Raw genomic sequence first — 23,051 nt, forward strand, 5'->3', positions numbered from 1 at the left:
AATTTGCACTTTGGGGCCGAAGGTCCGTATATGGCCGACTTGAGACTTCTGGCAACACGGCAAGCTGTCACAGGTCGATGCCTGCAAGTAACACATGGCATAATGCGCCGCATTCACCTTCACCAGACCAATATCGAATCGTCGGCCTTATGCTGAGCTGCTTCTGCCGGAAATTGGGCTCCTATCTGGGATTGCTGGCAATCCTGATGGCAACGCTCGCGCCGACGGTTTCGCAGGCACTGGCTGACCGCAACGAGGCTGGGCTTCCTTCAGCCTCGCTCTGCTCCGCACATTCGACTCCAGGCAATCCGCCGGGCAACGAGGACACCTCCCACTCGCTGGCTGCTCACTGGCATGCTTGCGGCTACTGCAACCTGATTGCGCACATGCCCGTGCTGCCGAGCGTCCGGCCTGAATTTGCGGTCACGGTCTGGGCCATCCAGCATCGCGTTGCGACGCGGTTCGAGAGCATCCGTCGCGTCGAACCGCTGGCATCCGCCCAGCCGCGCGCGCCCCCCGTTTCATCCTGAATTGAGCCCTGGTGGCGATGCCGTGCACGAACGCATCGCCAGGCGTCGTCGTGTCTCTTCACAGACACGCGGCGGCGCGATGACGACCTCAATCAATGGATGAAACATGAATGCCAATACCTTGCGCCATGGGAAACCCTTCTTCGCCACGGCATCGATCTCGTTCGCCGCAACTGCGCTCCTGCTCGCCTCATCGCCAGCCGCTGCCCATGCCATCGCGGGCGACCGCGTCTTTCCGTCAACGTTGGCTGTCGATGATCCAGGTGTCGGCGATGAAGCTAACTTCGAATACGGGCATCTGCGTGTTCCTGGAGACAACGGCGATCAAAGCATCAATACGTTCAGCTTCGAATACGACAAGCTGATCACGTCAAGGCTTGCCCTGTCCGTCGACGGCGCTTACGTGATGCAGAACAATCCGACTGCGCGCGGGTTCGATAACTTTGGAGTCGGCCTGAAGTATCTGCTGTATGTGAACGCCCCGCACGAATTCATGACTTCAGTCGGGGTGCATGCGGAATTGGGTGGAACCGGCAGCCACGCAATTGCGGACAGCTTTTCGACCATCTCGCCGACGATCTACGTGGGCAAGGGTATGGGCGATCTGCCTGACTCACTGGCCTATCTCCGACCCGTTGCCATTACCGCCGAAGCTGGGCCTTCGTTGACCACCGGGGCCGGCCAGCCCAATTCTTTCGACTACGGTTTCACGGTCCAGTACAGCCTGCCCTATCTGCAGCAGCAGGTGCATGATTTCGGCTTGCCGCAGCCGCTCTCGAACATTGTTCCCATCGTCGAGTTTCCGCTATCGAGAAGTCAGGGCCAAACCACTGGCACAATCAATCCAGGGTTCATCTGGATCAACCGCTATGGCCAGTTCGGTGTCGAAGCCCAGATACCAATCAACAGCGCGAGCGGTTCGCATGTGGGCATCCTGGTACAGGCCCATCTTTTCTTCGACGATATTGCGCCGAAAACACTCGGCAAGCCGCTGTTCTAACGTGTAAGGAGTCCTCTCATGAAACTGCACACGATTGCACGCGCGGCCATCGCCGCGCTGATGATCGCCGGCTGCAATCTCGCGCAGGCGCACGCCTACCCGACCCAGGAGGCGCCGGGGGCCGGTGCGACCGTCACGACCTCGCAGAAGGACGTGGCGATCGATTTCGACGATGGTCTGGAGCCCGCCTTCAGCTCGATCGCCGTCACCGACTCGCGAGGCAAGTCCGTGACGAGCGGCAAAGCTGCGGTTGACCCGTCGAACAGGAAGCACATGTCGGTAGGGCTAAATCCCCTCGTGCCGGGCGCCTATACCGTCTCGTGGGTCGCCGTTGCCGACGACGGCCATCGCACCCAGGGGCATTACACGTTCACGGTGAAGTAACGGTGGATCCGCTCGTCGTCGCCCAGATTGCACTGGCCGCGATGCAGGACATTCTGTTTGCCGTCGCTACCGGCGCTCTTGCATGCGGCGTCCTGGGCGCGCGTAGCGGATTGCCAGGGCAAGACACGACGCGAGTCTGGCGGACCGTCGCGTCAGTCGCACTCGCTCTCACCGCCCTGGCGTACCTCTGGCTTCAGGCCGCAATCATGAGCGGTTCGCCGCTCGGTGAAGCTGGTTCGGCTATCGCCCCAGTACTGACGCAGTCCCACTTCGGTAAGGCATGGTCGATCGGCGTTGCCGGCGCGCTGCTCGCGGCATTGAGTGGCCTCAAGAAAGAGCGCGGCTCAGCGCTCTTTGCTGCGGGGTTCGTCCTGTGGGTCGCGGGCAAGGCAGCCGCGAGCCATGCGGCCGACTCCGGCGACTTCTCGTGGCGTGAGGCGATTCACGTCGTCCATCTTTCCGCGACTGCGCTTTGGGCCGGCAGTGTCATCGTCGCCGCGATCCTGTTGCGCCGACTCGAACGCGAACCAGGCCGTCCGCCCGGCCGGAGGGCTGCGTTCTGCTCGGCGCTGTCTCATCTGGCGACGGCTGCGCTCGTGTTTGTTCTCGTCACCGGTTTCTACAACGCCGTTCAGGACACGGCGCAGGCCAGCGCGCCGCTGCTGCGCACACACTGGGGCCGGTTGCTCGCCGCAAAGCTTGCATGTGTGGTCCTCGTGACATTGCTCGGCGGCTGGAACCGGATGGCGATTCTGCCCGATCTGCTCGTGCTTGCCGAGCGGAACGATCCGGATTACCCTGCCGCGCAACGCCGCTTCGACGGCGTTCTCTCTGTTGAAGCGATCGTCATGCTCGCCGTACTTGCGCTGGCTGCGGTGCTGGGCCATACGTCGCCGACGGGCGGATAGCGGAGCGACCATGTAGACATGCGACCGATATGACGATCGAGCGGCGCCCGGGTGCCGCGACGTACGTCCCGCCAACCCATCACATTTTCATTAACGTAGAACAGGAGGTTATGCCATGCACCACCCCTTCTTCCGCCTGGCTATCGCGCTGCCGCTCGCGGCTGCTTCGCTAACCGCTTTCGCCGCTTCGTCGGGCGCCATGATGGTGTCCGACTGCTGGATCCGCTCGATGCCGGGCGATGTGCCGTCCGGCGGCTACTTCAAGCTGATGAACATGGGTGACAAGCCCGTCGATCTCGAAGGTGTTAGCACCGATGCGTTCGGGATGTCCATGCTGCATCAGACGCAGACTACCGGGAGCACGTCGAAGATGGTCATGGTCGACAAAGTGACCGTCCCGGCCAACGGGACACTCGCATTCGCGCCGGGCGGCTATCACGTGATGTTCGAGAAGGAAAAGAAGCCGCTGACGGTCGGTTCGACGGTTCCCGTCACGTTCAAATTCAGTGACGGGGAGAGTATCGTCGGGCAATGCGCGGTGAAGAGCGCAACCGGCCAGTAATGACGCTTGCAGGCCGCGCGAAATCGATCGCGAGACTCGAGAGCGCGGGCTGCAACGATTCGGGCAACCGGCGGACGTTTGTATCTGGTCAATGATGCTCGATGCGCTCGGCGATGTGAAATGATGCTGTGCCGTGGCGACGAGCGAAAAATGCGTGGTTTTTACGCATCGCCGCGCACGGAAATTGAACGTCGCTGTCCGAGGCGTAAGCCGACCTTCGCGCGTTCTGTGGCAAGGGCGGCTGTTGGCCGCGTGCCGCCTCATGCATTGGGCTGCGCAGCTTGAACCTCGCAAGACTGCTTTCGGCGGCACGCGACCCCGAGCCGCCTTTCGGACTCGCGACACCGCAACGGCCGCTTCGGAGGCGCAACCTGTCGTCTGTTGTATGGCGATGCCCCGAAGCACCCAGCGGATCGTCTAAACTGCAGAATCGACGAACAGGCCATTCCCGCTCGGCTACCCCGCCATGGCGCACATCTTCTTCGCTGCTTCGATTCAACGGCATATCGCAACGCCCGAGCGCGAGATCGACGCGCGCACGCTCGGCGAAGCACTGAAGGCCGTCTTCGCCGCGCAACCTCGACTGCGCGGCTACATCCTTGACGATCAGGGCTCACTGCGAAGACATCTCGCCGTGTTTGTCGACGGCCGGCCGGTGCGCGACCGACAACATCTGTCCGATGCGCTCGGCGAGGAAAGCCGGGTTTACGTCATACAGGCGTTGTCGGGCGGATAAGAAGGTTCCACTCTTACTCGAGCTTTGCATGGGACCAGAGTAAGCGCTAAAGCGCCAACTCTGGTCGACAGGAGACACTCCACATGAGCGATCGATTGCTTCTTGCAACCCGCAAGGGATTGTTCGTTCTGCAAGCCGACGGCGAGGGCGGCTGGACGCTCGGTGAGCCGTATTTCGTCGGCGAGCCGGTGAGCATGGTGCTGCCTGATCCGCGCGACGGTTCGCTGTATGCCGCGCTCAATCTAGGCCACTTCGGCGTGAAGCTGCATCGCCGGCGCGCGGGCATAGAGGCTTGGGAAGAGTGCGCGGTCCCCGTCTACCCGCCGCAGCCTGCCGACGAGACGCATACCGGTGACGGCGCGGACACGAGCGCGGACAATGCGAGCGCGGCCGTGCCCAGCCCGCCGGCTCCTCCCTGGACGCTCCAGCAAATCTGGTCGCTTGAAACCGGCGGCCCGGACGAGCCGGGCGTCCTGTGGGCCGGCACGATTCCCGGCGGGCTCTTCCGTTCCGACGACGGCGGCGACACATGGCTGCTCAACCGGGCGCTGTGGGATCGCCCGGAGCGCCGAGAATGGTTCGGAGGCGGCTACGACGCGCCGGGCATCCATTCCGTGATGGTCGATCCGCGCGACAGCCGGCACGTGACGATCGGCGTGTCGTGTGGCGGCGTCTGGCAAACCGCCGACGGCGGCGCGACCTGGTGCGTTAGTGCCGAAGGCATGGAGGCCGACTACATGCCGCCGGAGCGGCGCGGCGATGCCAACGTGCAAGACCCGCACCGCGTCGTGCAATGCGCCGCAAATCCAGATGCGCTGTGGGCGCAGCATCACTGCGCGATCTTCCGCTCGACCGATGGCGCGGCGCACTGGCAGCGGATCGAAGCGCAGCCATCGAGCTTCGGCTTCGCGGTTGCCGTGCATCCGCGCGAGCCGGACACCGCGTGGTTTGTGCCCGCCGTGAAAGACCAGTGCCGGATCCCGGTGGACGGCCAGTTCGTCGTCACGCGCACACGCGACGGCGGCCGCACGTTCGAGCGTTTCTCGGACGGGTTGCCGCCTGCACCGGCGTATGACCTCGTGTATCGGCACGGGCTCGCTGTAGATGACTCCGGCACGCGCCTCGCAATGGCGTCGACCACCGGCGCGCTATGGACGTCCGACGACGGCGGCGAAAGCTGGCATTTGATTTCAGCGCATTTGCCGCCTGCTTATTGTGTTCGGTTTGGATGAGGGCGCGGGGCGGGCTGGTGAGACATGAAACGCCTACATTGCCATTCATGCGCCGGACATAGCCTGAATGCGTGCATCGGCGTGATGGATCGATACTTCGAGCCGTACGCGCCGGCGAACCGCTTTGTGTAGCTCGGCTTGTCGCAAGAGACCTTTTGACACTTCGCCGAATCTCCGATCAGCACCAGCAGTCACGCGGACGCTCCTGCGCGAGAGACAGCTTTTGGCGGAGGACGCAGCAACTACAGCGTCAAGGCGTGCGAGTCTTCAGTGCTACTTTTCCGCCTTTTTCTCCTCGTCTGCTGTACGTAGTGCTGCGTTGGCTGTGACCAGCAGTTTCGCATCGTGGTCTTGGACTGCAGCGTCAACCGTGTCGAACGCTTTCTTCAGATCCTTTTGTGCCAGCTTTGTCGCGCTTCCATTTTCCAAAATGGTTTCGGCTTCCTTTCTCAGGCGCTTAACTAGTTTCGCGGCGCATCTGGTGTCGAGCGTCCCATTGATGACGAACTCACTGATGTAATTCGCCAGCGCGGCCAGCGTCGCAGCGGTCGACTCATTCGCGCCGCTCTTACCGCTCGTTTCGGACTTCTTGCTCATCAGGACTCTCCCGTTAGGACACGCTTCCGCAATGCAGGACCAACGCTACGCTCACGGTCGGTGTCGCATGAAATGGTGACAGATTTCGAGCGAAAATAAGACGGTTTTTTTGGATGAAGAGGCGCTGTCATATCGCAACGTTCGGATATCGGTCGATTGTTGCCGCGTGGGGCTATGGGCGCGGTACCGCGGGGTGAATTTTGGTTTGCTACAGAATTGCTACAGCAGGAGTGAGCGGCTATATCTGGCGGGCCTTGGGTTTGTCATTCCACCCTCTGAACCATCACCCACGTGAAGGGGCAAAGCAACTTTGAACGTCCCAGTTCGACGGCGGATTCAACCGGTCGATGCAATAGTTCGATGGAACCGCTTGCCGGCCCGCAGCGGAGGATCGTCGCAAGTCGACCCGGAGCCGTCCTTCGCACCGTTGCCATGAATGCCCATAGAGCGATCGTGAGCGGTCGTTCATCGCTCGACCATCGGCTACCGGTATGTGCCGCAGTCACTGATGTGCGCGCCGCGCCCTCGGGCAAGATGGCAATCGATCAGGTACTGCATGCTACGATTCCTCGCCAACCCTGAGGGAGATTGCGACGCCTACTTATCAACTAACACGGGACGCGCTGATACGAATCGCTCAGGCGGTGACCGCGGTGCTTGATGGAAACGCGGGCTATAGCGAAAGGGCTGCAACTGACGGCAAAATAAAAGTCTTGGTCATTCGCGACCCACGCGGGAAAGGAACGCCATACATTTCGCTTCGTTTTCCGGACAATCTACTTGACCGTTATGACGCTTTGCCGGGCGTTGGTCGGACAGTTGTCGAAGACCGGATAGTCACGGTAGTGCGCAAACTGCTTCCGGACTATGAAAGTCAGTTCAAGAGCGGCGTGCTGCTGGCCCATGAACCATATCCCATAGAGTTCGATGACCAGTTGGTTGACGGCATTTGATGTCATGGGCCGACCTTCCTGATTTCGACTATCCAAACCCACGGATTGACATCCCTGCCGTAGCTGCGAGCGTGGTTCGTATCATCGCGCCAAATGCAATATCGGGAGTTCACGCATGGCATACATCCTTGCTTGGGTTGAAGCTCATCCAGGCCTTGCAGCTTGGGTCCAGGCAGTAGGAACGATCATCGCTATGTTCATTGCGATTGCAGTTCCAGCCTTTCAGATCACTGCCGCAAGGAGGCAGGCGCGCCGTGATGCGGCGGCGAGCTTTCGCTCAACTGCTCAAATCGCTCTCCTGGGTCTCGGGCTTGTCCAAACCGCCAACAAGGAAGTGCAGGGTGCCGATGGTGGATGCAAATACTTCGCGAGCGACTACCGCCGATTTCACTTTATGCAGATTTTGGATCTGCTCGATCGCGTCAATACGCAAGTCTTGCCTACGCCCGATGCAGTCATTGCGTTTGTCAGTGCGCGTCGACATATAGCCGAGTGTGTCGAGTGGATTGACTGTGCAATCCAAGAAAGCGCAAACCCGAAGGGTGCTTTGGGCTCTGTCCGTGAAGAACTTAGAAAGAACCAAATGATCCTGGTCTCGGACGTCCAGTGGCTGCTCAACGAATCCTATGCAGTGGAGCGCGGTGAGGACCGGTGGAGCGAGCGTGTCAAGGAGATTCTGACGGTCCCCGATTCTGGGACATAACCGCTTACCTTGACGGTCTCCTCGTGCGCGACAAACGGCCAGTGGCGCGTTTTCGACGAATGCCGGGTCATGGCCGAACCGAGCCGGATGCCGATTCGGCCGAGTTCGCCCCCCTTTGCGACCATCCGGCGCTCGGAGGACAATGCCCTTGCGAATCTCTTCCGAGGCTGCCCGACATGGCTAAATTTCAGCCCGATGGATGGCATACCGTCACGCCCCGAATCGTCGTACGGGATCCGGAAAACCTGATCACATTCATCAAGATGGTGTTTCAGGCACAGGGCGAATTCCGTCACGGGCGGCCTGCCGAAATCATGATCGGCGATTCCGTCGTGATGGTTAGCGGCGGAGACGGCCTTCGCGATCCGATGCCGGCATTTCTGTATGTCTACGTCGAGGACGCCGATTCGACCTACCAGCGAGCGATTGCGGCGAATGCGATCTCACTCGAAGTTCCGACCGACATGCCCTACGGCGACAGGCGAGCGATGGTAAGAGATCCGTGGGGAAACACATGGCAGATTGCCACACATCAGCGCGACCTCTGTGCTGCCGAGATCCGTTCAAGGTAGGGCGTTACCGACAGCAGCACTTTTCTGTCGGTTCGTCTATTCGCTAAAGCTCAAGAACGGTGCGGCACGCTCGGTCGACGTTGGGTGTTTTGCCTCCCGACGAATGCCGTCACCCCTTCGACGAAACCGGGCTCATCTGCGCAATCGATCCATTTGCGCCGTCCGCCAACCAGATGCGCCGGCAGACTGATGTCGTAGGCAGAGCGGTGTCGCTTCGGTGCAAGCCTGGCAGCGGCCCGGACTTACTGACGAGGACCACTTACTGGCCGAATACGCGTTTGAGTGTCAGATTGTTTTTCACGGTTGTCACGCCCGGCACGGTTTCGGCAACCCCGGCCGCCCTGTCGATCTGCGCTGCATCGGGCACCGTGCCAAACAGCGTCACCGCGCCACCTCTCGCACGGACACTGATGTTCGAAGCACTGATCTCCTTGTCCTTCATGAGCGCAGCGCGTACCTTCCTGCCGAGCGCGCGATCAGCCTGTCTGGAACTCGCCGAAGCGCCGCTGCCCGGCGACGCCATGACGGTTGACGCTGGCCCACTGCCCGATTCGCCAGGCTGGGACCATGCATTGATCCATGTCGTCACGATCAGTGCGCCGACCGCCAGTTTGAGTGCCCTGATTACCTTCATTGCTTTCTCCAGTCTTCCTGAGTCTTGTGGGATCCCCGTTGGAATCGCTGTTCTGCTACCGCGGGGCGAGCCGGCACGCTTCACCGGCCAGCGGTCTTCATTTCGAGCCCAATACGGAGGATCCCTAGAAGTAGTGGCGCATCCCGAGCATGACCGCCGTCGTCCCGAGGCCAGGCGCGACGGGCTGGCCGTACGTAATCGTCTGCGTCATATCTCCGTGGTTGTTCACCCAACCCACCTGGCCATAGAGCAAAGTGGCCTTGGACAGACTGTATTCGGCGCCTCCGGCGACCTCGAGCGATTTGTTGGCCGAGCTGTTCCTGTCCTTCAGGTAGTACACGCCACTGGTGAGCTTGAATGCCGGTGAAAACTGATAGCCGAGGCCGGCCGAATACAGGTCGAGGTTGACCAGATTCGCGTGCGCCGGATTCCTGCCGTTGGTATATGACGCGGAAATGGAGAAGGCGTGATAGGTGTACAGCGCCCCGAGGTAGTAGAGGCGGTTGTTGGCGAGTCCGGTGGGCACCGTCGTCGGTCCGGGATTGGTGTCGTGACCGTTGTAGTAGACGGCTCTCAGATTGAGGCCATAGTTCGAGTATTTGAGCACGGCGGACTCGCGCGTGCCGCCCTGGAAGCTGCCTGCCACACCGCCGGGCGCATATTCGAGCGCTGCGGACACGCCGGCGAATGTCGGCGACTCGTAGACGATCGCATTGCTGTCGTACAGCGCGCCGATCGGTCCGTTGGTGCTGGTGCCGGACCAGCCTGCGGCCTGGTTCATGCCCAGCCATGCCGTCAGGATGCTGCCGAAATACTGGCCCGCCCGCACGTCGGTATCGGCCATCGCGTAGGCCATCGGCACGATCTGGCGACCGAGGTTCACCGTACCGAACGGTCCCGACACGCCGAGCGTCGCGAACTGGTTGAACTGGGCCACCGCGCCCGGCGTATCCGCCAGGCCGAACTTGCCGGTGCCGCTGTCGAACGACCCCTGCAGCTTGAAGTTCACGTGATAGCCGCCGCCGATATCCTCGGTCCCCTTCATGCCCCAGATGCTCGCGTAGATCCCGCCGTCCTTGTAGCGATAGACCGCTCCGAGGTTCTTCGCCGCCGGACTGAACGAGGCCGCCGTGGTGCTTTGATATAACAGCCCCGAATCGACGACGCCGTACAGCGTCACCGACGATTGTGCGTATGCCGTGCTTCCCATTGCAGCCACCGCAGCCGCCGCTGCCCATTTCACTTTCATTGCGTCTCCAGTTTTATAGCTTTAATCCACCCGTACCGACGTACGTTCAATACTCAACACGCCAGGCCACCTGCTTGCTTAAGACGGCAACAGATAGTCCTGAAACGCTTCGCGCAGCTGGTTCTTCAGCACCTTGCCGGTAGCGCCAAGCGGCACCGCATCGACAAATACGACTGCATCCGGCGTCCACCATTTCGCGATCTTTCCTTCGAAGAACGCCAGCAATTCTTCGGCTGTCAGCTGTGCACCGGGCTGTTTCACGGCGACAAGCAATGGCCGCTCGTCCCACTTCATATGCTTCGCCGCAATGCAGGCCGCGCTCGCTATCGCGGGATGCGCGGCTGCGAGGTTCTCGATCTCGATCGAGCTGATCCACTCGCCGCCGGACTTGATCACGTCCTTGCTGCGATCGGTGATCTGCATGAAGCCGTCGGCGTCGATGGTCGCGATATCGCCGGTCGGGAACCAGCCATGCGCGTCGGCATCGATCCGCAGCGGGTTGCCACCTTCATTGCGGAAGTAGTTGCGCACCACCCATGGGCCACGCACCAGCAGATCGCCCGAGCTCACGCCGTCCCATGGCAGTTCCTGGCCGTTCTCACCGAGGATCTTCATATCGACGCCAAATACCGCGCGCCCCTGTTTGGATTGCAGGGCGCAACGGTCTTCCGGACCCAGTGCGAGGTGCCTTGCTTTCAACGCGCCGATGGTCCCGAGCGGACTCAGTTCGGTCATGCCCCATGCGTGCAGGACCTCCACGCCGTACCCATCCTGGAACGTGTGAAGCATTGCGGGCGGGCAGGCTGCGCCGCCTATGACGGTGCGCTTCAGGGTCGAGAAGTTCAGGCCGCCTTGCTCGAGCCAGGTCAGCAGGCCTTGCCAAACTGTCGGCACGCCAGCCGCGAAGGTGACCTGCTCGGCTTCGACGAGTTCGTAGAGCGCTTGGCCGTCCAACCCGGGGCCGGGGAAAACCAGCTTGGCCCCGACCATGCACGCGACATACGGAATGCCCCACGCATTGACATGGAACATCGGCACGACCGGCAGGATCACGTCGCGCGCCGAGCAGTTCAGCGCATCCGGCAGTGCGGCAGCGAAGGTGTGAAGCAGCGACGAGCGATGCGAGTAGAGGACGCCCTTCGGGTTGCCGGTGGTACCGGACGTGTAGCACAGCGCACAGGCGGTATCCTCGTCAAAATTCGGCCACACGTAGGTCGACGAGCTGCGCTCGAGCAGATCTTCGTAGCACAGCAGGTTGGCAATGCCGGTATCCAGCGGCATATGCGCGCGATCGGTCATCGCGACAAACGCCTTGACAGTCTTGCAGCGGCCGGCAATGGCCTTGACCAGCGGCAGGAACGTCAGATCGAAGAACAGGACCTGATCTTCCGCATGGTCGACGATGTAGGCGATCTGGTCTGCGTGCAGGCGCGGATTGATCGTATGCATCACCGCGCCCATGCCGGATATGCCGTAGTACAGCTCCATGTGGCGATAACCGTTCCAGGCGAGGGTGCCGACACGGTCGGACGGCCTGATGCCCAGACTCGTGAGCGCATTGGCCATCTGTCGCGCGCGCCGGTGACAGTCGCGGAAGGTGTAGCGATGGATGTCACCCTCTACCCGCCGCGACACGATCTCCGTATCCCCATGATGGCGATCGGCATGCACGATCAGCGAGGAAATCAGCAACTGCTTTTGCAGCATCAAACCGTTCATTTCGTTCGTCCATTCTTTAAAGCAGGGTCACGAACCGACATCGCCTGCGGCAGCATTCGAGCCATTGGGCGCCTGCGGTCTTTTACCGCCGGTCAGTCGTCTTTTGTCAAAGACCGATCTCCAGAAGCGCTCACAGTCCTATTCGCACAACTGATTGTTATGGCAGATGCTGAAGAGGTCGATGCAAGGATTTTCAGGCGTGATCGCTTCAGGTCACGCGGCGCATCCGGTCATATCACTACGCCGCCATTCGGGCTGATCACCTGGCCGACCAGGTAGTGGTCGCCGGCCAGATAGGTCACCATCGAGGCGTATTCCTCCATCGTGCCCAGGCGTCCGGCTGGCACCACTTGCCAGAACTGGTTGCGCTTTTCCTCACCGGCGGCCTCGAAGTATTCCGTGAATTCGGGAGTGGCCACACCCCCAGGCGCCATCGCGTTGACGAAGATATTGGCACCCGCGACTTCGGCTGCGACCGACTTCGTGAAGGCGACCACCGCGCCCTTGGTGGCGCTGTAGTGCGGGCTATGGGCGCTCATGGCCGAGATGCCCGCAATCGACGCGATGTTGATGATCCTGCCGTCGCGCTGCGGCTGCATCAGCCTGAGCGCTTCGCGGGTGCAGTAAAAGAGGCCGTGCACGTTGACGTCCCAGTAACGATGCCACTCCTCGTCGCTGATGCTGCTGGTGAAAGCCAGCGATTGCCGCGGCACGGGCGTGGTGATATAGGCGTAATGCCTGTTGCGGCGTTCCGTATCGATCGGCGTGTTCGGCACGAGCGCGGCGTTGTTGACGAGAATGTGCAGCGTCCCAAAACGCTCGACGATCGCGGCGAACAGGTTGGCGACTTCGCTGCTGGACGAGACGTCGCAGCGCAGCGCCAGACACGGTGCGCCGGCCGCTTCCACGGCAGCGCGCGTTTCTTCGAGGGCCGGCATGTCGATATCGCAGATCGCGACCCGTGCACCGGCGCGGGCCAGATCAACGGCGATGGCACCGCCCATCCCACGACCGGCACCGGTGACGAGGGCGACACGCCCTTCCAGATTTCGACGTTGGTCTTGCATTTCCATTACCTCGCAGGTTGTATGTTTTGCAGCGCGAGCGCACGCTGCCTGCGCGAGGCGCGCGCCGCGAGGGCGAAAAACAGCGCCGAACTGATCGTCAGCACGTCGGTGGCGATCAGGACACCCGTCAGCGGAGCGGTGGCGCCAGCCTTGATGAAATGATCGGCGGCCATCCCGATGACCACGGTGCCGATGGCAAGGGCGAATACGTTGATCGACAGCATCGTGAATCCGAAGATCGTCGAGCGCATTTTCTGGGGTGCCATGCTCATGATCGCCGCCGCCCCCGGGCCGTACACCGCCAGCGGCAGGAAGAATCCCGCGCACATGCCGATGTAGAACAGCGGCGAACTGACCGGGACGAAACGACAGGCCAGCATCAACGGCGCGCAGATCACGACAAGGAGCGCCATGAAGCTGGCGTGTCCGCCGCGCAGTTTGCTCGCCACACGATCGCCCATGACGCCACCCATCACCGCGCCCAGCGTGCCGAACACCAGTTGTAGCGCGCCGATCCTGGTGGCAATGCCAGCCGCGTTCATGCCGCGTTCGTTGACGAGCCACAACTGCGAGAAGGAAAAGCTGGCAAAAACGAGGTGGACCAGTACGAAACCAACGATCACGAAGCCCAGCGCACGGTTGCTGCCGACGGTGCGCAACACCGCGAGCGCCTGGGCTACGAACGGTGCGCCGCGTTCCTGCGGTGCGAGCTGGCTACGGTCTTCCTTGAGCAGCGCGAGCGGCAAGGCAACGGCGACGCCGACGATGCCAAGGACATAGAACGTGGTCCGCCAGCCATGCGTGGCGCCAAAGCTGCCGGCGAGCAGGAAACTGCAGCCGACGCCCATGGGGATCCCCATGAAGAACAGTCCCAGTGCCGTGCCTCGTCGCTTCTCCGAGAAGAGTTCAGCCAGCAGGGCCACCGCGGCAGGTACCAGCGCCGCCTCGCCGCTGGCAACGAAAAAGCGCGCCAAGACCATCTGCTCAAAGCTCTGGGCATGGCCCGAGGCCAGCGTGCAGGCGCTCCAGATCAGCACGCCGGCGGCGATGACCCGGGTGCGGCTGAAGCGGTCCGCAAGGGTGCCCATGAACATCGCCATCACGCCGAAGCTCAGCACCCATACCGCGCCGACCAGAAAGCCGTATTGCGTGTTGCTGAGCGCCAGATCTTTAATGATCTGCGGCGAGAAACCGAGCAGCATATTGCGGTCGATGTGTGCCAGCAGGTGGATCACCAGTAGCGATGCCAGAACCGCAGAGGGGTTTTTCTTCCAGAACATCATCTGTCTCCATGCCTGAGAGGGTTCAGAGCGAGGCGCAACGCGATACGCTGCCGCGTTGCGCCCCGTTATCCCCGCTCAGGCAACCTTGCGTGCCGGCACGTCGCGCCGGCCGGACGTGCGATTAGGGACCATGCGCAGTTTGTCCAGCGTCTCGTCGACCGAACCCCACTGGGTGCCGATCTGATAGATGCGGTGGGCATCCTCGCCGCTCGCGATGTCGCGATTGAGCTCGCGCGCCATGCGCACCATCTGCTCGATCTGCTGCACTGAAGTCGCCCGCTCGCCGTTCGGGCCGAACAGCGTGTCTTCGATACCGACCCGTACATGCAGGCCCAGCGCAATCGCCAGCGTATTCATCGGCACCACGTTCCGGTTCAGCGTTTCGAACGTAAGCACCGCGCCCTCCGGGGTGCGGCGGGCAAACTCGATCATGTCGGCGGGATGCAACCCGGCCGCGCCGCCGCCAATTGCCACGTAATTGATATTCAGCGGACCGCTATACGCACCGTTGCGAATAAGACGCTCGACCGTTTCGAGTTGCGTCAGATTCCCCAGCATGAACTGCGGCTGGATGCCGTTGGCGACGAGACGCCTGATGTGTTCGACGTGCCATGAGGGATTGGACGGCACGATCATGTCGCGATAGGCAGCCTGCAGCGCCGGGTTCATGAGCGAGGTACCCGCGATGTCGGCCTCGGTCATCAACTCCATCACGTTCATCTGGCTGGTGTTGATCGCAACGGTGACCTGATCCGGACGGGGGTTCAACTCCGCGAGCATGTGACGTGTGTCATCGTTTTGCCATTGGGCCGCTTCGCCTTCATTCTCCGGCGCGAATGAGATCGAGCCGCCGACCTGCAGCACCATCTTCGGCACAGCATCGCGCAGACGGGCAAGCATGTCGTTGAACTTCGACAGACGCTTGCTGCCCTTGCCGTCCTCCTCGCGCACGTGCACGTGCAGCACGGTCGCGCCTGCGTTGTAGCAGTCGACGGCCTTCTGCACCTGCTCGTCCATCGTGACCGGGATATCGTCCGAATCGCCGGGGATCCATTGCGGCCCATAGGGCGCCACCTGAATCACGAGTTTTTCCTGGTTCTCAGGCAGCAGGGAGTCGTCAAGGAAATGCATGGTCTGTGTTCCTCTTTGAAAATTAATGAAGTGACGGCGCTGACGTCAGGCACCGGCCTGCGCAGCGTCGACGTTTGCCTTCTCGAAGGCGGCCAGTTCTTCCAGCAGGATCGGCGCGCCGAGACTGGAGGAATGAATGCCAAGGACGCTCACCGCCTGTAAGACCGCAGCGATTTCTTCCCTGGTGGCGCCCAGTTCGAGCGCGCGGCGGATGTGACGGCGTGTGCCCGGCGCATACATATGCGTGCAGGACGCGTCGACCGCGATGGCGAGGAACTCGAACACCTTCGGTTCCAGCACACCCGACATCACGGTGTGCATGCCCATCGCCATGAATTTCTCGGCCCAGACAGGATCGAGTTCTGCAATCGCATCCCAGGCGGGATTCCAGTTGCCGGTTGCGCGCAGCTGATCGCAAACCGGGGTCGCGCTGCGGCTCGTCTCATTGCTCATTGTTTCGCCTCCTCTCGAACTTCTCGAATTTCCGTACGCGTTGGTCATCACGCGTCTCTGGAGGCAAGTATCGGATACTGGCAAAAAGCGGTTTGACAGATTGAGGCAAAAAATTTACATTTTGATGCACGAGGGAAAACCATATGTCCTATCTGCTTCGCAGTGCCGCCCTGACCAGTTACGTCGAAGTGGCCCGATCGGTGGGCCTTGATCCCTACCAGCAGTTAAGTGATGCCGGCATTGACCGTTCTGCGTTGCTGAACCCCGACATCATGATTCCGGCCGAGGCAGTGGCGCGGTTGCTGGAAACCTCCGCCCAGGCCGCTGCCGTCGAGGATTTCGCGCTGCGCATGGCCGAGACCCGCCACCTCTCCAACCTTGGCCCTCTCGGTTTTGCGATGCGGGAACAGCCGACGTTGCGCCGCGCGCTCGAATCGATGGCGCACTATCTGCGCCTGCAGAACGAAGCGGTGGTGATGCGCGTCGAGGAAACGGCAGGACTCGCCATCATCCGGGAAGACCTCATGGGCGGCATGCCTGGCTCGATGCGCCAGGCAACGGAGTTGATGCTGGGCGTCATGTATCGGACGCTTGGCCTGGTGCTGGGCGCAGCGTGGAAGCCGCGCACCATCTGTCTCACGTACAGCGCTCCAGCCAGCCTCGCCATGCATACGCGTGTATTTGGCGCGCCCGTTGAGTTCAACCAGGATTTCGACGGCATCGTGTGCCTCGCAGCGGATCTCGACGCCGCGATTCCAGCTTACGATCCGGTCATGGCGCAGCAGGTGCGCCAGTATCTGGATTCGATGCTGCTTCAGTCCAACGCAACCATGTCCGACAAGGTCAGGAAACTGGTCATTGCGCTTTTGCCGTCTGGCACCTGCTCGGCCGACCGGATCGCGCAGCATCTGGGCGTGGATCGCACGACCGTGAATCGCCACCTCGCCCGTCAGGGTGACAGCTTTCTGTCGATTGTCGATGCGGTGCGGGTTGAACAGGTGATGCGGTATGTCAGTAGCGGCGACCGGCCGCTGTCTGAAGTGGCTACGCTGGTAGGCTTCTCATCGCTGAGCGCGTTTTCCCGCTGGTTCAACGGCCGCTTCGGCTGCAGCGTTTCGACGTGGCGCCGCGAAAATGCACAACGAAGTGCTGGGGCCCGCGATGCATCGCCTGGCTAGCCAGCGCGTTGGGCCGCTGATTCTCGTAGCAAGACGACGGGCGAAGCGGAGCGGTGAACCAGGGATCAAATCAACATCGACGAGTGTTTCGTGTCCAGCCGGAAGGGGACGACCAACGAGCCTTTTCGAGTGGCTGAAATTGGCCGGCCCTTGCCGGTCGTTGCCCTACGTCGGCGCTGCCTGGCTTCGGATCGGTCATCAAAATCGATCGAGCGGCTTTGGAATGCCCGGAAGGCCATTATTCAACGACTCATCTGTTCGCTGTCCCGATATCTGATCGGGAGCGGGCGCGAGGCCGTACGGCTGCCGGCGACTGCTGATGCCCTTACTCGTTTCTTCCTTGTTCAACCTGTCCGTGCATCGCCGCGATCAGCGCATGCAACTGTTCGATCGCGAATGGCTTGCGCAGCGACGTGCAATCGAATCCGACCTCCTCTGGCGTCGGAGCGTCGCGGCCGGAAGCAAACACGATCCTGATGCCCGGATTGCGCTCGACGGCAGCTCTCGCCAGCTCGATACCCGACCGCCCCGGAAGGACGATGTCCGTGAGAAGCACATCGGTCTTCCCTGTCATCAATGCGCGCATTGCTGCTTCTGCATCGGCAGCCTGACGCACGTCATAGCCCAGGGTGGTCAGCAGTTCACTGATCGCCTCCCGCGCGCTTCTGTCATCGTCCACGACAAGGATTGCGAAGCTTTCTGGCGCGTGAGACGGCTCGGACGACGGCGAATCTGCCGACGGCGATGCGACCGGCGGGTGCACATCGGCCGTGCGGGCCGGTCCCAGCATCCGGCGGATTTTCGATGCAAGCTGCTCCCGGCTGTACGGCTTGCTCAGCAGATGCACACCCGTGTCCAGCCGGCCGCCATGGACGATGGCATTCTGGGTATATCCCGATGTAAACAGGACCTTCAGATGCGGCAGCACCCTGGTCGCGAGTTTCGCGAGTTCGGTGCTGCGCATCGTGCCGGGCATCACCACGTCCGTGAACATCAGATCGATATGTATCCCGCTTTGCACGATCACGAGCGCGCTCTGGGCGTCGTCTGCCTTCAGTACGGTATAGCCAAACTGTCTGAGCGTTTCGACCACGGTTGCCTGAACGCGTCTGTCATCCTCAACGACCAGAATGGTTTCAGACCCGCCGGTGAGCGCCACCGGCTGTCTGGGTTCGAGGTCAACGGCTTTCTCCATCGAGCGGGGCAGATAGATCTTCACGGTTGTCCCGTGCCCGGGCTCGCTGTAGATCCTGACGTGACCTCCGCTTTGCTTGATAAACCCGTACGCCATGCTCAGGCCCAGGCCCGTGCCTTGCCCTTCCGGCTTGGTCGTGAAGAACGGCTCAAAAGCGCGTTCGAGGACATCGCGGGTCATCCCTGTTCCAGTGTCGGTGATGGCGAGCAGCACGTATTGCCCCTCGCGAACGTCAGCGGCCAGCGCGCTGTAGTGCTCGTCGAGCATGGCGTTCGACAGCTCCAGCGTCAGCTTGCCGCCTTCCGGCATGGCATCGCGCGCGTTGATGGCCAGGTTCAACACCACGTTCTCGAGGTGGTTCGGGTCGACCAGCGTGTTCCACAGCCCGCCGGCAATGACGGTTTCGACCTCAATCACTTCGCCCAGCGCCCGTCTGAGCAGGTCGTCCATGCTCCGCAGCATGACAGCCAGATTTACGACAATGGGCTGCAACGCCTGACGGCGTCCGAACGCGAGCAGTTGAGAGGCCAGGTTGGCCCCGTGCTCGACCGCATCAATTGCCTTGTAGAGGCGCTCTCTTGTCCAGGCATCACGGCCATGGCGGCCTTCGAGCAATTCCAGATTGCCGCGTAACACCTGCAGCACATTGTTGAAATCGTGTGCGACGCCCCCCGTCAGTTTTCCAAGCGCCTCCATCTTCTGAGACTGAAGCAGCGCCGCGCGTGCCTTTTCCAGTTGCTCCTGAGCGGTCTTGCGCTCCGTCACGTCGCGGGTAATCTTGGCGAAGCCGACCAGCGTCCCTTCCTCGTCGCGGATTGCATCGATCACGACATTGGCCCAGAACCGGCTGCCGTCTTTCCTGACCCTCCAGCCCTCGGTCTCGAACCGCCCTTCCGTTGCGGCTGTATGCAGGCCGTGTTCCGGCAGACCCTGAGCCGCCTCTTCGGCTGTGTAGAACCGCCTGAAGTGCGTTCCGAGCACTTCGCTGGCCTCATAGCCCTTGATCCGCGCCGCGCCCAGATTCCAGTTAGTCACGTGGCCCTCGGGGGACAGCATGAAGATCGCGTAATCGGCTACCCCTTGCACCAGCAGCCGGAACCGCCGCTCGCTTTCGATCACGGCTTCATAGGCCATGCGTTTGTCGGTTGTGTCGCGCACAATCTTGCCAAAGCCGATGAAGGTGCCGTCGGCCGCATAAAGAGGCGTAATGAGAACGCTGGCCCAGAACCTCGTGCCGTCCTTGCGTACGCGCCAGCCTTCGGAATCATATTGGCCGTGCTCGCGCGCCGCGCGCAGCGCGGCGTCAGGAACACCGGTGTGCCGGTCGTCGTCCGTGTAAAAGACGGAGAAGTGCCGGCCAATGATTTCATCGGCCGCGTAGCCTTTGATGCGTCTCGCGCCGGGGTTCCAGCTGGCGACCTCGCCGTGCCCGGTCAGCCTGAAGATCGCGTACTCCGATACATGCGCGATCAGCAGCGGCGGCCAACTTGATTCGATATCGTCCTCGTCGCCGTGCATTCGCCTCCCGTTGAGTATTAGCGGTCCGACATATCCTTCCAGGACTGCACACGAATCATCCCTCGAGCAGTACCCGGGGCGTTCCATACCACCTGCCATTGTGCCCTGGCCGGCGAGTGGCGAGGCAGGAGTGACCGGATAACGCTTTCGCAACGTAATGGCCAGGCGGACAAACCACTGAGCATTCGGAACTGCTCGATCGGCGGAGAACGGACAAGGCCTTCACAAACGGGTTCGGGGGCGAAACAGGAACGAAGCGTTTAGCTTCGCACACCATACGTCAGCCCAGGCTCGAATCTGCGAACCCGGCGCCATCTGTTTTGGCTGGGCAACCGAGATCTGGCTCTGCGCCGGATGTCCGGCGTCGACGACCGCGTTGAACTTCAACCGGTATGCGCAATGAAGCGCGTCATGCAGGTCAACGCCGTTTCTCCGCTAGCGATGACGGCCGTGCAATCCGGCTTTGTGTCGTTCGGTTGCGCCGCGCTCGCTCTGGGCGTCGCGAGATGGGCGCCTTTCGCTAGCGTTTGGCCCGGGGAAGGGGTATCTGTGCTTGCGGCAATCGGTGGTGAGTTGATCGTCCTTGCATCCGTGCTGGCATCGATTAAGGGTAAGGATCGGCGCGATCGGGATGTCGTCCCGGAATTCGAAGAGCCGAAACGGGTAGCCATCTAACGTACGAGCGCCGAGAGAGTTGGGCCTTGATGGTTCGAAAGTGGCGTTGGATGCAGAGCGTTGATCTGTGGCTGACGCGATACGATCGATTGGACTGCCGAATGTCACCAGACGTAGCGATGCGCTCATCCCGCGTGCGATCATCAAGACCGATGGCTCGGATCGACCCACTGCGGTCTCAAGTCGTCTGCGCGATGGACAATTCCACCAACGTCGCGCCAGGCTAATGTTCCACTTGCCACCGCAGCACTGGATGCGTGGCGCCCGTCGGCATGACCCACACGCCGTTCGGCCCGAAGTCCCAGCCGACGAAGCTGGCCGGGTTGCTCATCTGGGCCGTGGTGAGCCCGTTGGATGCAGGTAGATTGCCGCCGCTCGACGCTTGCCCAGTACTCTGGACGTCCCAGTAAACGTCGCTGCCAAGACCACCGGAGCAGCCTGCGCAGATGCCGCCCATCACCAACCGGTTGCCGCTGGAGACGCTGCCCCCCCTTTTCCGCGTGGGGCGCGCAATGGCTGACGACGACCCGCAGAGCCGGCCTGAACCGCGTTAGTCGTAGCGTCTGAAGAATAGCCGCTGGCGTGGCGGATGCATGCCGATACCTCTGCTTTTTGCGCCTTTTTGACCGGGCGTTTGTGGCCGCTCGTCCTGTGGGGACCCTTCCGACGCGCTTCTTCTATCCCTCAGGTTGTGCGTTGTTCAAGTGCCCAGGACTAATATTCTCCCGATGAAATATAAGCGGTCTCGCAAGCGATTCTTGAACTGGACTCTAAGGCTTGCTAAATTTCAGGGACACTTCCAATGTAAGTTGATGCGGCGATCGATAAGCAAAGGGGAAAGATCTATGGCTGTCGTCGTTCACAACATCGCTGTGGGTCATTCGAGCTGGAGCGTGGCGTGATGCCGAACCAGGCAGCGCCCGGTACGTGCGCCTATCAGCATATCGTGCGCGCCCAAGGTATCAGCCTGTCCTACGGCAAGATACGGGCGCTTTCCGGCATCGATCTGGCCATTGGGCGGAACGAGATCGTCGGCCTGATCGGTGATAACGGCGCGGGTAAGTCGACGCTCATCAAGGTACTGACTGGTGTCGTGCGGCCGAGCACGGGCAAGCTGTTCATCCGCGACGAGGAGGTCGACTGGAACCGCTTTTCGGTGCGCGAGGCGCACCGACTGCGCTTCGAGACGGTCTATCAGGAAAAATCGCTGGGCGAGAAGCAGCCGCTGTGGCGTAATTTTTTTGTCGGCCGGCAGATCACCAACCGGTTCGGCTTCATCAAAGTTGCCGAACAGCGGCGCATTGCCAACGATATTTTGAAGCGCCAGCTCGGTTTCCGCGGCGTGGGGATCGACGCGGATTCGCTGATTGCGAAACTCTCCGGTGGCGAGCGCCAGGGCATCGCGATCGGACGGGCGATGTATTTCGACAGCGATCTGATCATTCTCGATGAACCCACGGTTGCGCTTGCCATTAGCGAGGTACGTAAGGTTCTCGACTTCGTACGGTCGATCAAGGAGTCCGGCCGCGCCTGCATCTACATCGAACATAACCTCGCCCATGTGCACGAGCTCGCCGATCGGCTCGTCGTGCTCGATCGTGGCCGGATCGTCGCGGATATGAAGTCGGGTGAGATGAGCCTCGAGGAACTCACCCGGTTCCTGATTTCGCTACAGCAGAGCGGGCACGGGCCGGCGCTGGCTGCGGGGCAAGGACGTGAGTGATCCGATAAAAGACGAACAGCCGGCGCGGCTGGTGCGTTTTCGCCTGCCGGATTTTGCACGCATCGAGGGAGTGCCGAGCCTGGTCGTGTTCGCGTTGGTGGTCGGCCTGTTCATGGCAACCGCACCGCGCGTCTTTTTAGGCTGGCCAATCTACTTCTCGTTCCTGACCACCGTGCCACCGCTGGCGGTGTTGGCGATCGGGCTCACTCTGGTGGTTGCGGCGGGGGAAATCGATCTGTCCTTCCCCTCCGTGATGGCATTCTCGGGCTTCCTGTTCGCCTGGTGCGTGAACACCACCGGATCAGCCTGGCTAGCCGTGATCGCGGCATTGGCGGGCGGCGCGCTGGTCGGCGTGGTGAACGGGGTGCTGGTCGCGGTGGTCGGTGTGCCTTCGATCATCGTGACAATCGGCACGCAGTTCCTCTGGGCTGGGGTTGCTTCGATCCTGTCCGGCGGGCTCTCCAATGCGCTACAGGAGCTCGCCAACGGTTCAGCCTATGCAGTATTCGCGGGCACGTTGTTCGGTGTGGTCCCGATGCAAGCGCTCTGGGCGCTCGGGCTTGCAGTGTTCATGTGGTTCATCCTCAATCGTCACCGTTTTGGCGAGCACCTGCTGTTCATCGGAGACAACCGAAACGTGGCGAAGGTCGTGGGCATCAATGTCGTGCGTGAGACGGTGAAATTGTTCACGCTGATGGGTGTGCTGGCCGGTTTCGCCACGGTGCTGCTCACGCTCGAGAATCTGAACTATTTTTCAACCCAGGGGCAGGGCTATCTGCTGCCGGCGCTGGCCGGCGTGTTCATCGGCGGAACCTCGGTGTTTGGTGGCACGGCGACGATCGTGGGTACCTTCTTCGGCACTTTCGTGATAGGCATGCTGGAGGCCGGAATCGTTGCGACAGGTATCGCCGGCTTCTGGGTACAGGCGATCGAAGGGGTGGTGTTCATCGTCGCCGTGACGCTGCATCTGTTGGTAGAGAATCCCGCCAAGCTGCGCGTGTTGCGCGAAAGATTCAGGCTTGGGGGGCGATAAAGCCGTTAAATCAGGA

General features: G+C 61.4%; 23 protein-coding genes and 1 pseudogene. 14 read left to right on the top strand and 10 right to left on the bottom strand.

The genetic code is table 11. The annotated features are described in order from the left end of the window. The first annotated feature begins 149 nt into the window (after positions 1-149). The 7 genes from F6X40_RS21545 (at position 150) to F6X40_RS21575 (ending at position 5,352) form a co-directional block, all read left to right on the top strand. Complete coding sequence (locus F6X40_RS21545) at positions 150-530, top strand: DUF2946 domain-containing protein (protein ID WP_187629148.1); 381 nt, start codon at positions 150-152, stop codon at positions 528-530. Between the two features lie 106 nt (positions 531-636). Then, positions 637-1,530 carry a hypothetical protein gene (locus F6X40_RS21550; RefSeq protein WP_187629149.1) on the top strand — a complete coding sequence of 298 codons (894 nt, stop codon included), beginning with the start codon at positions 637-639 and terminating at the stop codon, positions 1,528-1,530. 18 nt (positions 1,531-1,548) lie between these two features. Then, positions 1,549-1,914: a copper resistance protein CopC gene (locus F6X40_RS21555; protein WP_184062103.1), complete on the top strand. Its 366-nt coding sequence runs from the start codon at positions 1,549-1,551 to the stop codon at positions 1,912-1,914. Positions 1,915-2,120: 206 nt separating this feature from the next. Then, positions 2,121-2,822 (top strand): CopD family protein, encoded by a 702-nt coding sequence (locus F6X40_RS21560; RefSeq protein WP_187629150.1) that lies wholly within the window; start codon positions 2,121-2,123, stop codon positions 2,820-2,822. A gap of 115 nt (positions 2,823-2,937) precedes the next feature. Further along, on the top strand, positions 2,938-3,384 hold the full coding sequence (locus F6X40_RS21565; protein WP_244145121.1) for a copper chaperone PCu(A)C: 447 nt from the start codon (positions 2,938-2,940) through the stop codon (positions 3,382-3,384). A 466-nt stretch (positions 3,385-3,850) separates the two neighbouring features. After that, complete coding sequence (locus F6X40_RS21570) at positions 3,851-4,120, top strand: MoaD/ThiS family protein (RefSeq protein ID WP_090803938.1); 270 nt, start codon at positions 3,851-3,853, stop codon at positions 4,118-4,120. Positions 4,121-4,203: 83 nt separating this feature from the next. Continuing rightward, entirely contained in the window at positions 4,204-5,352 is a 1,149-nt protein-coding gene (locus F6X40_RS21575) for a WD40/YVTN/BNR-like repeat-containing protein (protein ID WP_187629151.1), read from the top strand. A 273-nt stretch (positions 5,353-5,625) separates the two neighbouring features. Here the strand turns inward: F6X40_RS21575 and F6X40_RS21580 are convergent, their stop codons facing one another. Further along, positions 5,626-5,949 carry a hypothetical protein gene (locus F6X40_RS21580; RefSeq protein WP_090803934.1) on the bottom strand — a complete coding sequence of 108 codons (324 nt, stop codon included), beginning with the start codon at positions 5,947-5,949 and terminating at the stop codon, positions 5,626-5,628. A 653-nt stretch (positions 5,950-6,602) separates the two neighbouring features. On the opposite strand from F6X40_RS21580, the gene F6X40_RS21585 reads away from it, so the two are divergent. The 3 genes from F6X40_RS21585 to F6X40_RS43255 all read left to right on the top strand — a co-directional run bounded on the left by F6X40_RS21585 (position 6,603) and on the right by F6X40_RS43255 (position 8,177). Next, positions 6,603-6,902 carry a hypothetical protein gene (locus F6X40_RS21585; protein ID WP_187629152.1) on the top strand — a complete coding sequence of 100 codons (300 nt, stop codon included), beginning with the start codon at positions 6,603-6,605 and terminating at the stop codon, positions 6,900-6,902. A gap of 115 nt (positions 6,903-7,017) precedes the next feature. Next, on the top strand, positions 7,018-7,605 hold the full coding sequence (locus F6X40_RS21590) for a hypothetical protein (protein ID WP_187629153.1): 588 nt from the start codon (positions 7,018-7,020) through the stop codon (positions 7,603-7,605). Between the two features lie 23 nt (positions 7,606-7,628). Further along, positions 7,629-8,177, top strand: a complete 549-nt coding sequence (locus F6X40_RS43255) for a VOC family protein (protein WP_316251828.1) — start codon at positions 7,629-7,631, stop codon at positions 8,175-8,177. Between the two features lie 259 nt (positions 8,178-8,436). Here F6X40_RS43255 and F6X40_RS21600 read toward each other — a convergent pair whose 3' ends face one another. From F6X40_RS21600 to F6X40_RS21630, 7 genes are all read right to left on the bottom strand, one after another. Then, positions 8,437-8,811 carry a BON domain-containing protein gene (locus F6X40_RS21600; RefSeq protein ID WP_187629154.1) on the bottom strand — a complete coding sequence of 125 codons (375 nt, stop codon included), beginning with the start codon at positions 8,809-8,811 and terminating at the stop codon, positions 8,437-8,439. A gap of 124 nt (positions 8,812-8,935) precedes the next feature. Continuing rightward, the gene (locus tag F6X40_RS21605; RefSeq protein WP_187629155.1) at positions 8,936-10,060 is read right to left on the bottom strand and encodes a porin; all 1,125 of its coding nucleotides are present in this window, start codon (positions 10,058-10,060) and stop codon (positions 8,936-8,938) included. Positions 10,061-10,138: 78 nt separating this feature from the next. Beyond that, a complete protein-coding gene (locus tag F6X40_RS21610) occupies positions 10,139-11,779 on the bottom strand; it encodes a 3-(methylthio)propionyl-CoA ligase (RefSeq protein ID WP_187629156.1) in 1,641 nt (546 codons plus the stop codon). A 230-nt stretch (positions 11,780-12,009) separates the two neighbouring features. Next, complete coding sequence (locus F6X40_RS21615) at positions 12,010-12,846, bottom strand: SDR family NAD(P)-dependent oxidoreductase (protein ID WP_187629157.1); 837 nt, start codon at positions 12,844-12,846, stop codon at positions 12,010-12,012. Between the two features lie 5 nt (positions 12,847-12,851). Further along, positions 12,852-14,129 carry an MFS transporter gene (locus F6X40_RS21620; protein ID WP_262421498.1) on the bottom strand — a complete coding sequence of 426 codons (1,278 nt, stop codon included), beginning with the start codon at positions 14,127-14,129 and terminating at the stop codon, positions 12,852-12,854. Between the two features lie 75 nt (positions 14,130-14,204). Beyond that, complete coding sequence (locus tag F6X40_RS21625) at positions 14,205-15,260, bottom strand: 3-keto-5-aminohexanoate cleavage protein (RefSeq protein WP_187629158.1); 1,056 nt, start codon at positions 15,258-15,260, stop codon at positions 14,205-14,207. A gap of 45 nt (positions 15,261-15,305) precedes the next feature. After that, on the bottom strand, positions 15,306-15,713 hold the full coding sequence (locus F6X40_RS21630; RefSeq protein WP_187629159.1) for a carboxymuconolactone decarboxylase family protein: 408 nt from the start codon (positions 15,711-15,713) through the stop codon (positions 15,306-15,308). A gap of 143 nt (positions 15,714-15,856) precedes the next feature. Between F6X40_RS21630 and F6X40_RS21635 the strand changes: the two genes are divergently transcribed. Further along, positions 15,857-16,891 (top strand): AraC family transcriptional regulator, encoded by a 1,035-nt coding sequence (locus tag F6X40_RS21635; RefSeq protein ID WP_187629160.1) that lies wholly within the window; start codon positions 15,857-15,859, stop codon positions 16,889-16,891. Positions 16,892-17,216: 325 nt separating this feature from the next. Here F6X40_RS21635 and F6X40_RS21640 read toward each other — a convergent pair whose 3' ends face one another. Then, a complete protein-coding gene (locus F6X40_RS21640) occupies positions 17,217-19,604 on the bottom strand; it encodes a PAS domain S-box protein (RefSeq protein ID WP_187629161.1) in 2,388 nt (795 codons plus the stop codon). A gap of 354 nt (positions 19,605-19,958) precedes the next feature. Between F6X40_RS21640 and F6X40_RS21645 the strand changes: the two genes are divergently transcribed. After that, complete coding sequence (locus F6X40_RS21645) at positions 19,959-20,279, top strand: hypothetical protein (protein ID WP_187629162.1); 321 nt, start codon at positions 19,959-19,961, stop codon at positions 20,277-20,279. Positions 20,280-20,502: 223 nt separating this feature from the next. Here F6X40_RS21645 and F6X40_RS42430 read toward each other — a convergent pair. Beyond that, positions 20,503-20,766 (bottom strand): annotated as a pseudogene (locus F6X40_RS42430) (filamentous hemagglutinin); the annotation flags it as partial. 414 nt (positions 20,767-21,180) lie between these two features. On the opposite strand from F6X40_RS42430, the gene F6X40_RS21650 reads away from it, so the two are divergent. Together F6X40_RS21650 and F6X40_RS21655 are read left to right on the top strand one after the other, a co-directional pair. After that, positions 21,181-22,002, top strand: coding sequence for an ATP-binding cassette domain-containing protein (locus F6X40_RS21650; RefSeq protein WP_221307813.1), 822 nt, complete (start codon positions 21,181-21,183; stop codon positions 22,000-22,002). Then, complete coding sequence (locus tag F6X40_RS21655; protein ID WP_311548363.1) at positions 21,995-23,035, top strand: ABC transporter permease; 1,041 nt, start codon at positions 21,995-21,997, stop codon at positions 23,033-23,035. The genes F6X40_RS21650 and F6X40_RS21655 overlap by 8 nt, the downstream gene beginning before the upstream one ends. The last annotated feature ends 16 nt before the right edge of the window (positions 23,036-23,051 follow it).

It is taken from the genome of Paraburkholderia sp. UCT31, assembly GCF_014397655.1.
Classification (GTDB): Bacteria; Pseudomonadota; Gammaproteobacteria; order Burkholderiales; family Burkholderiaceae; genus Paraburkholderia; species Paraburkholderia tuberum.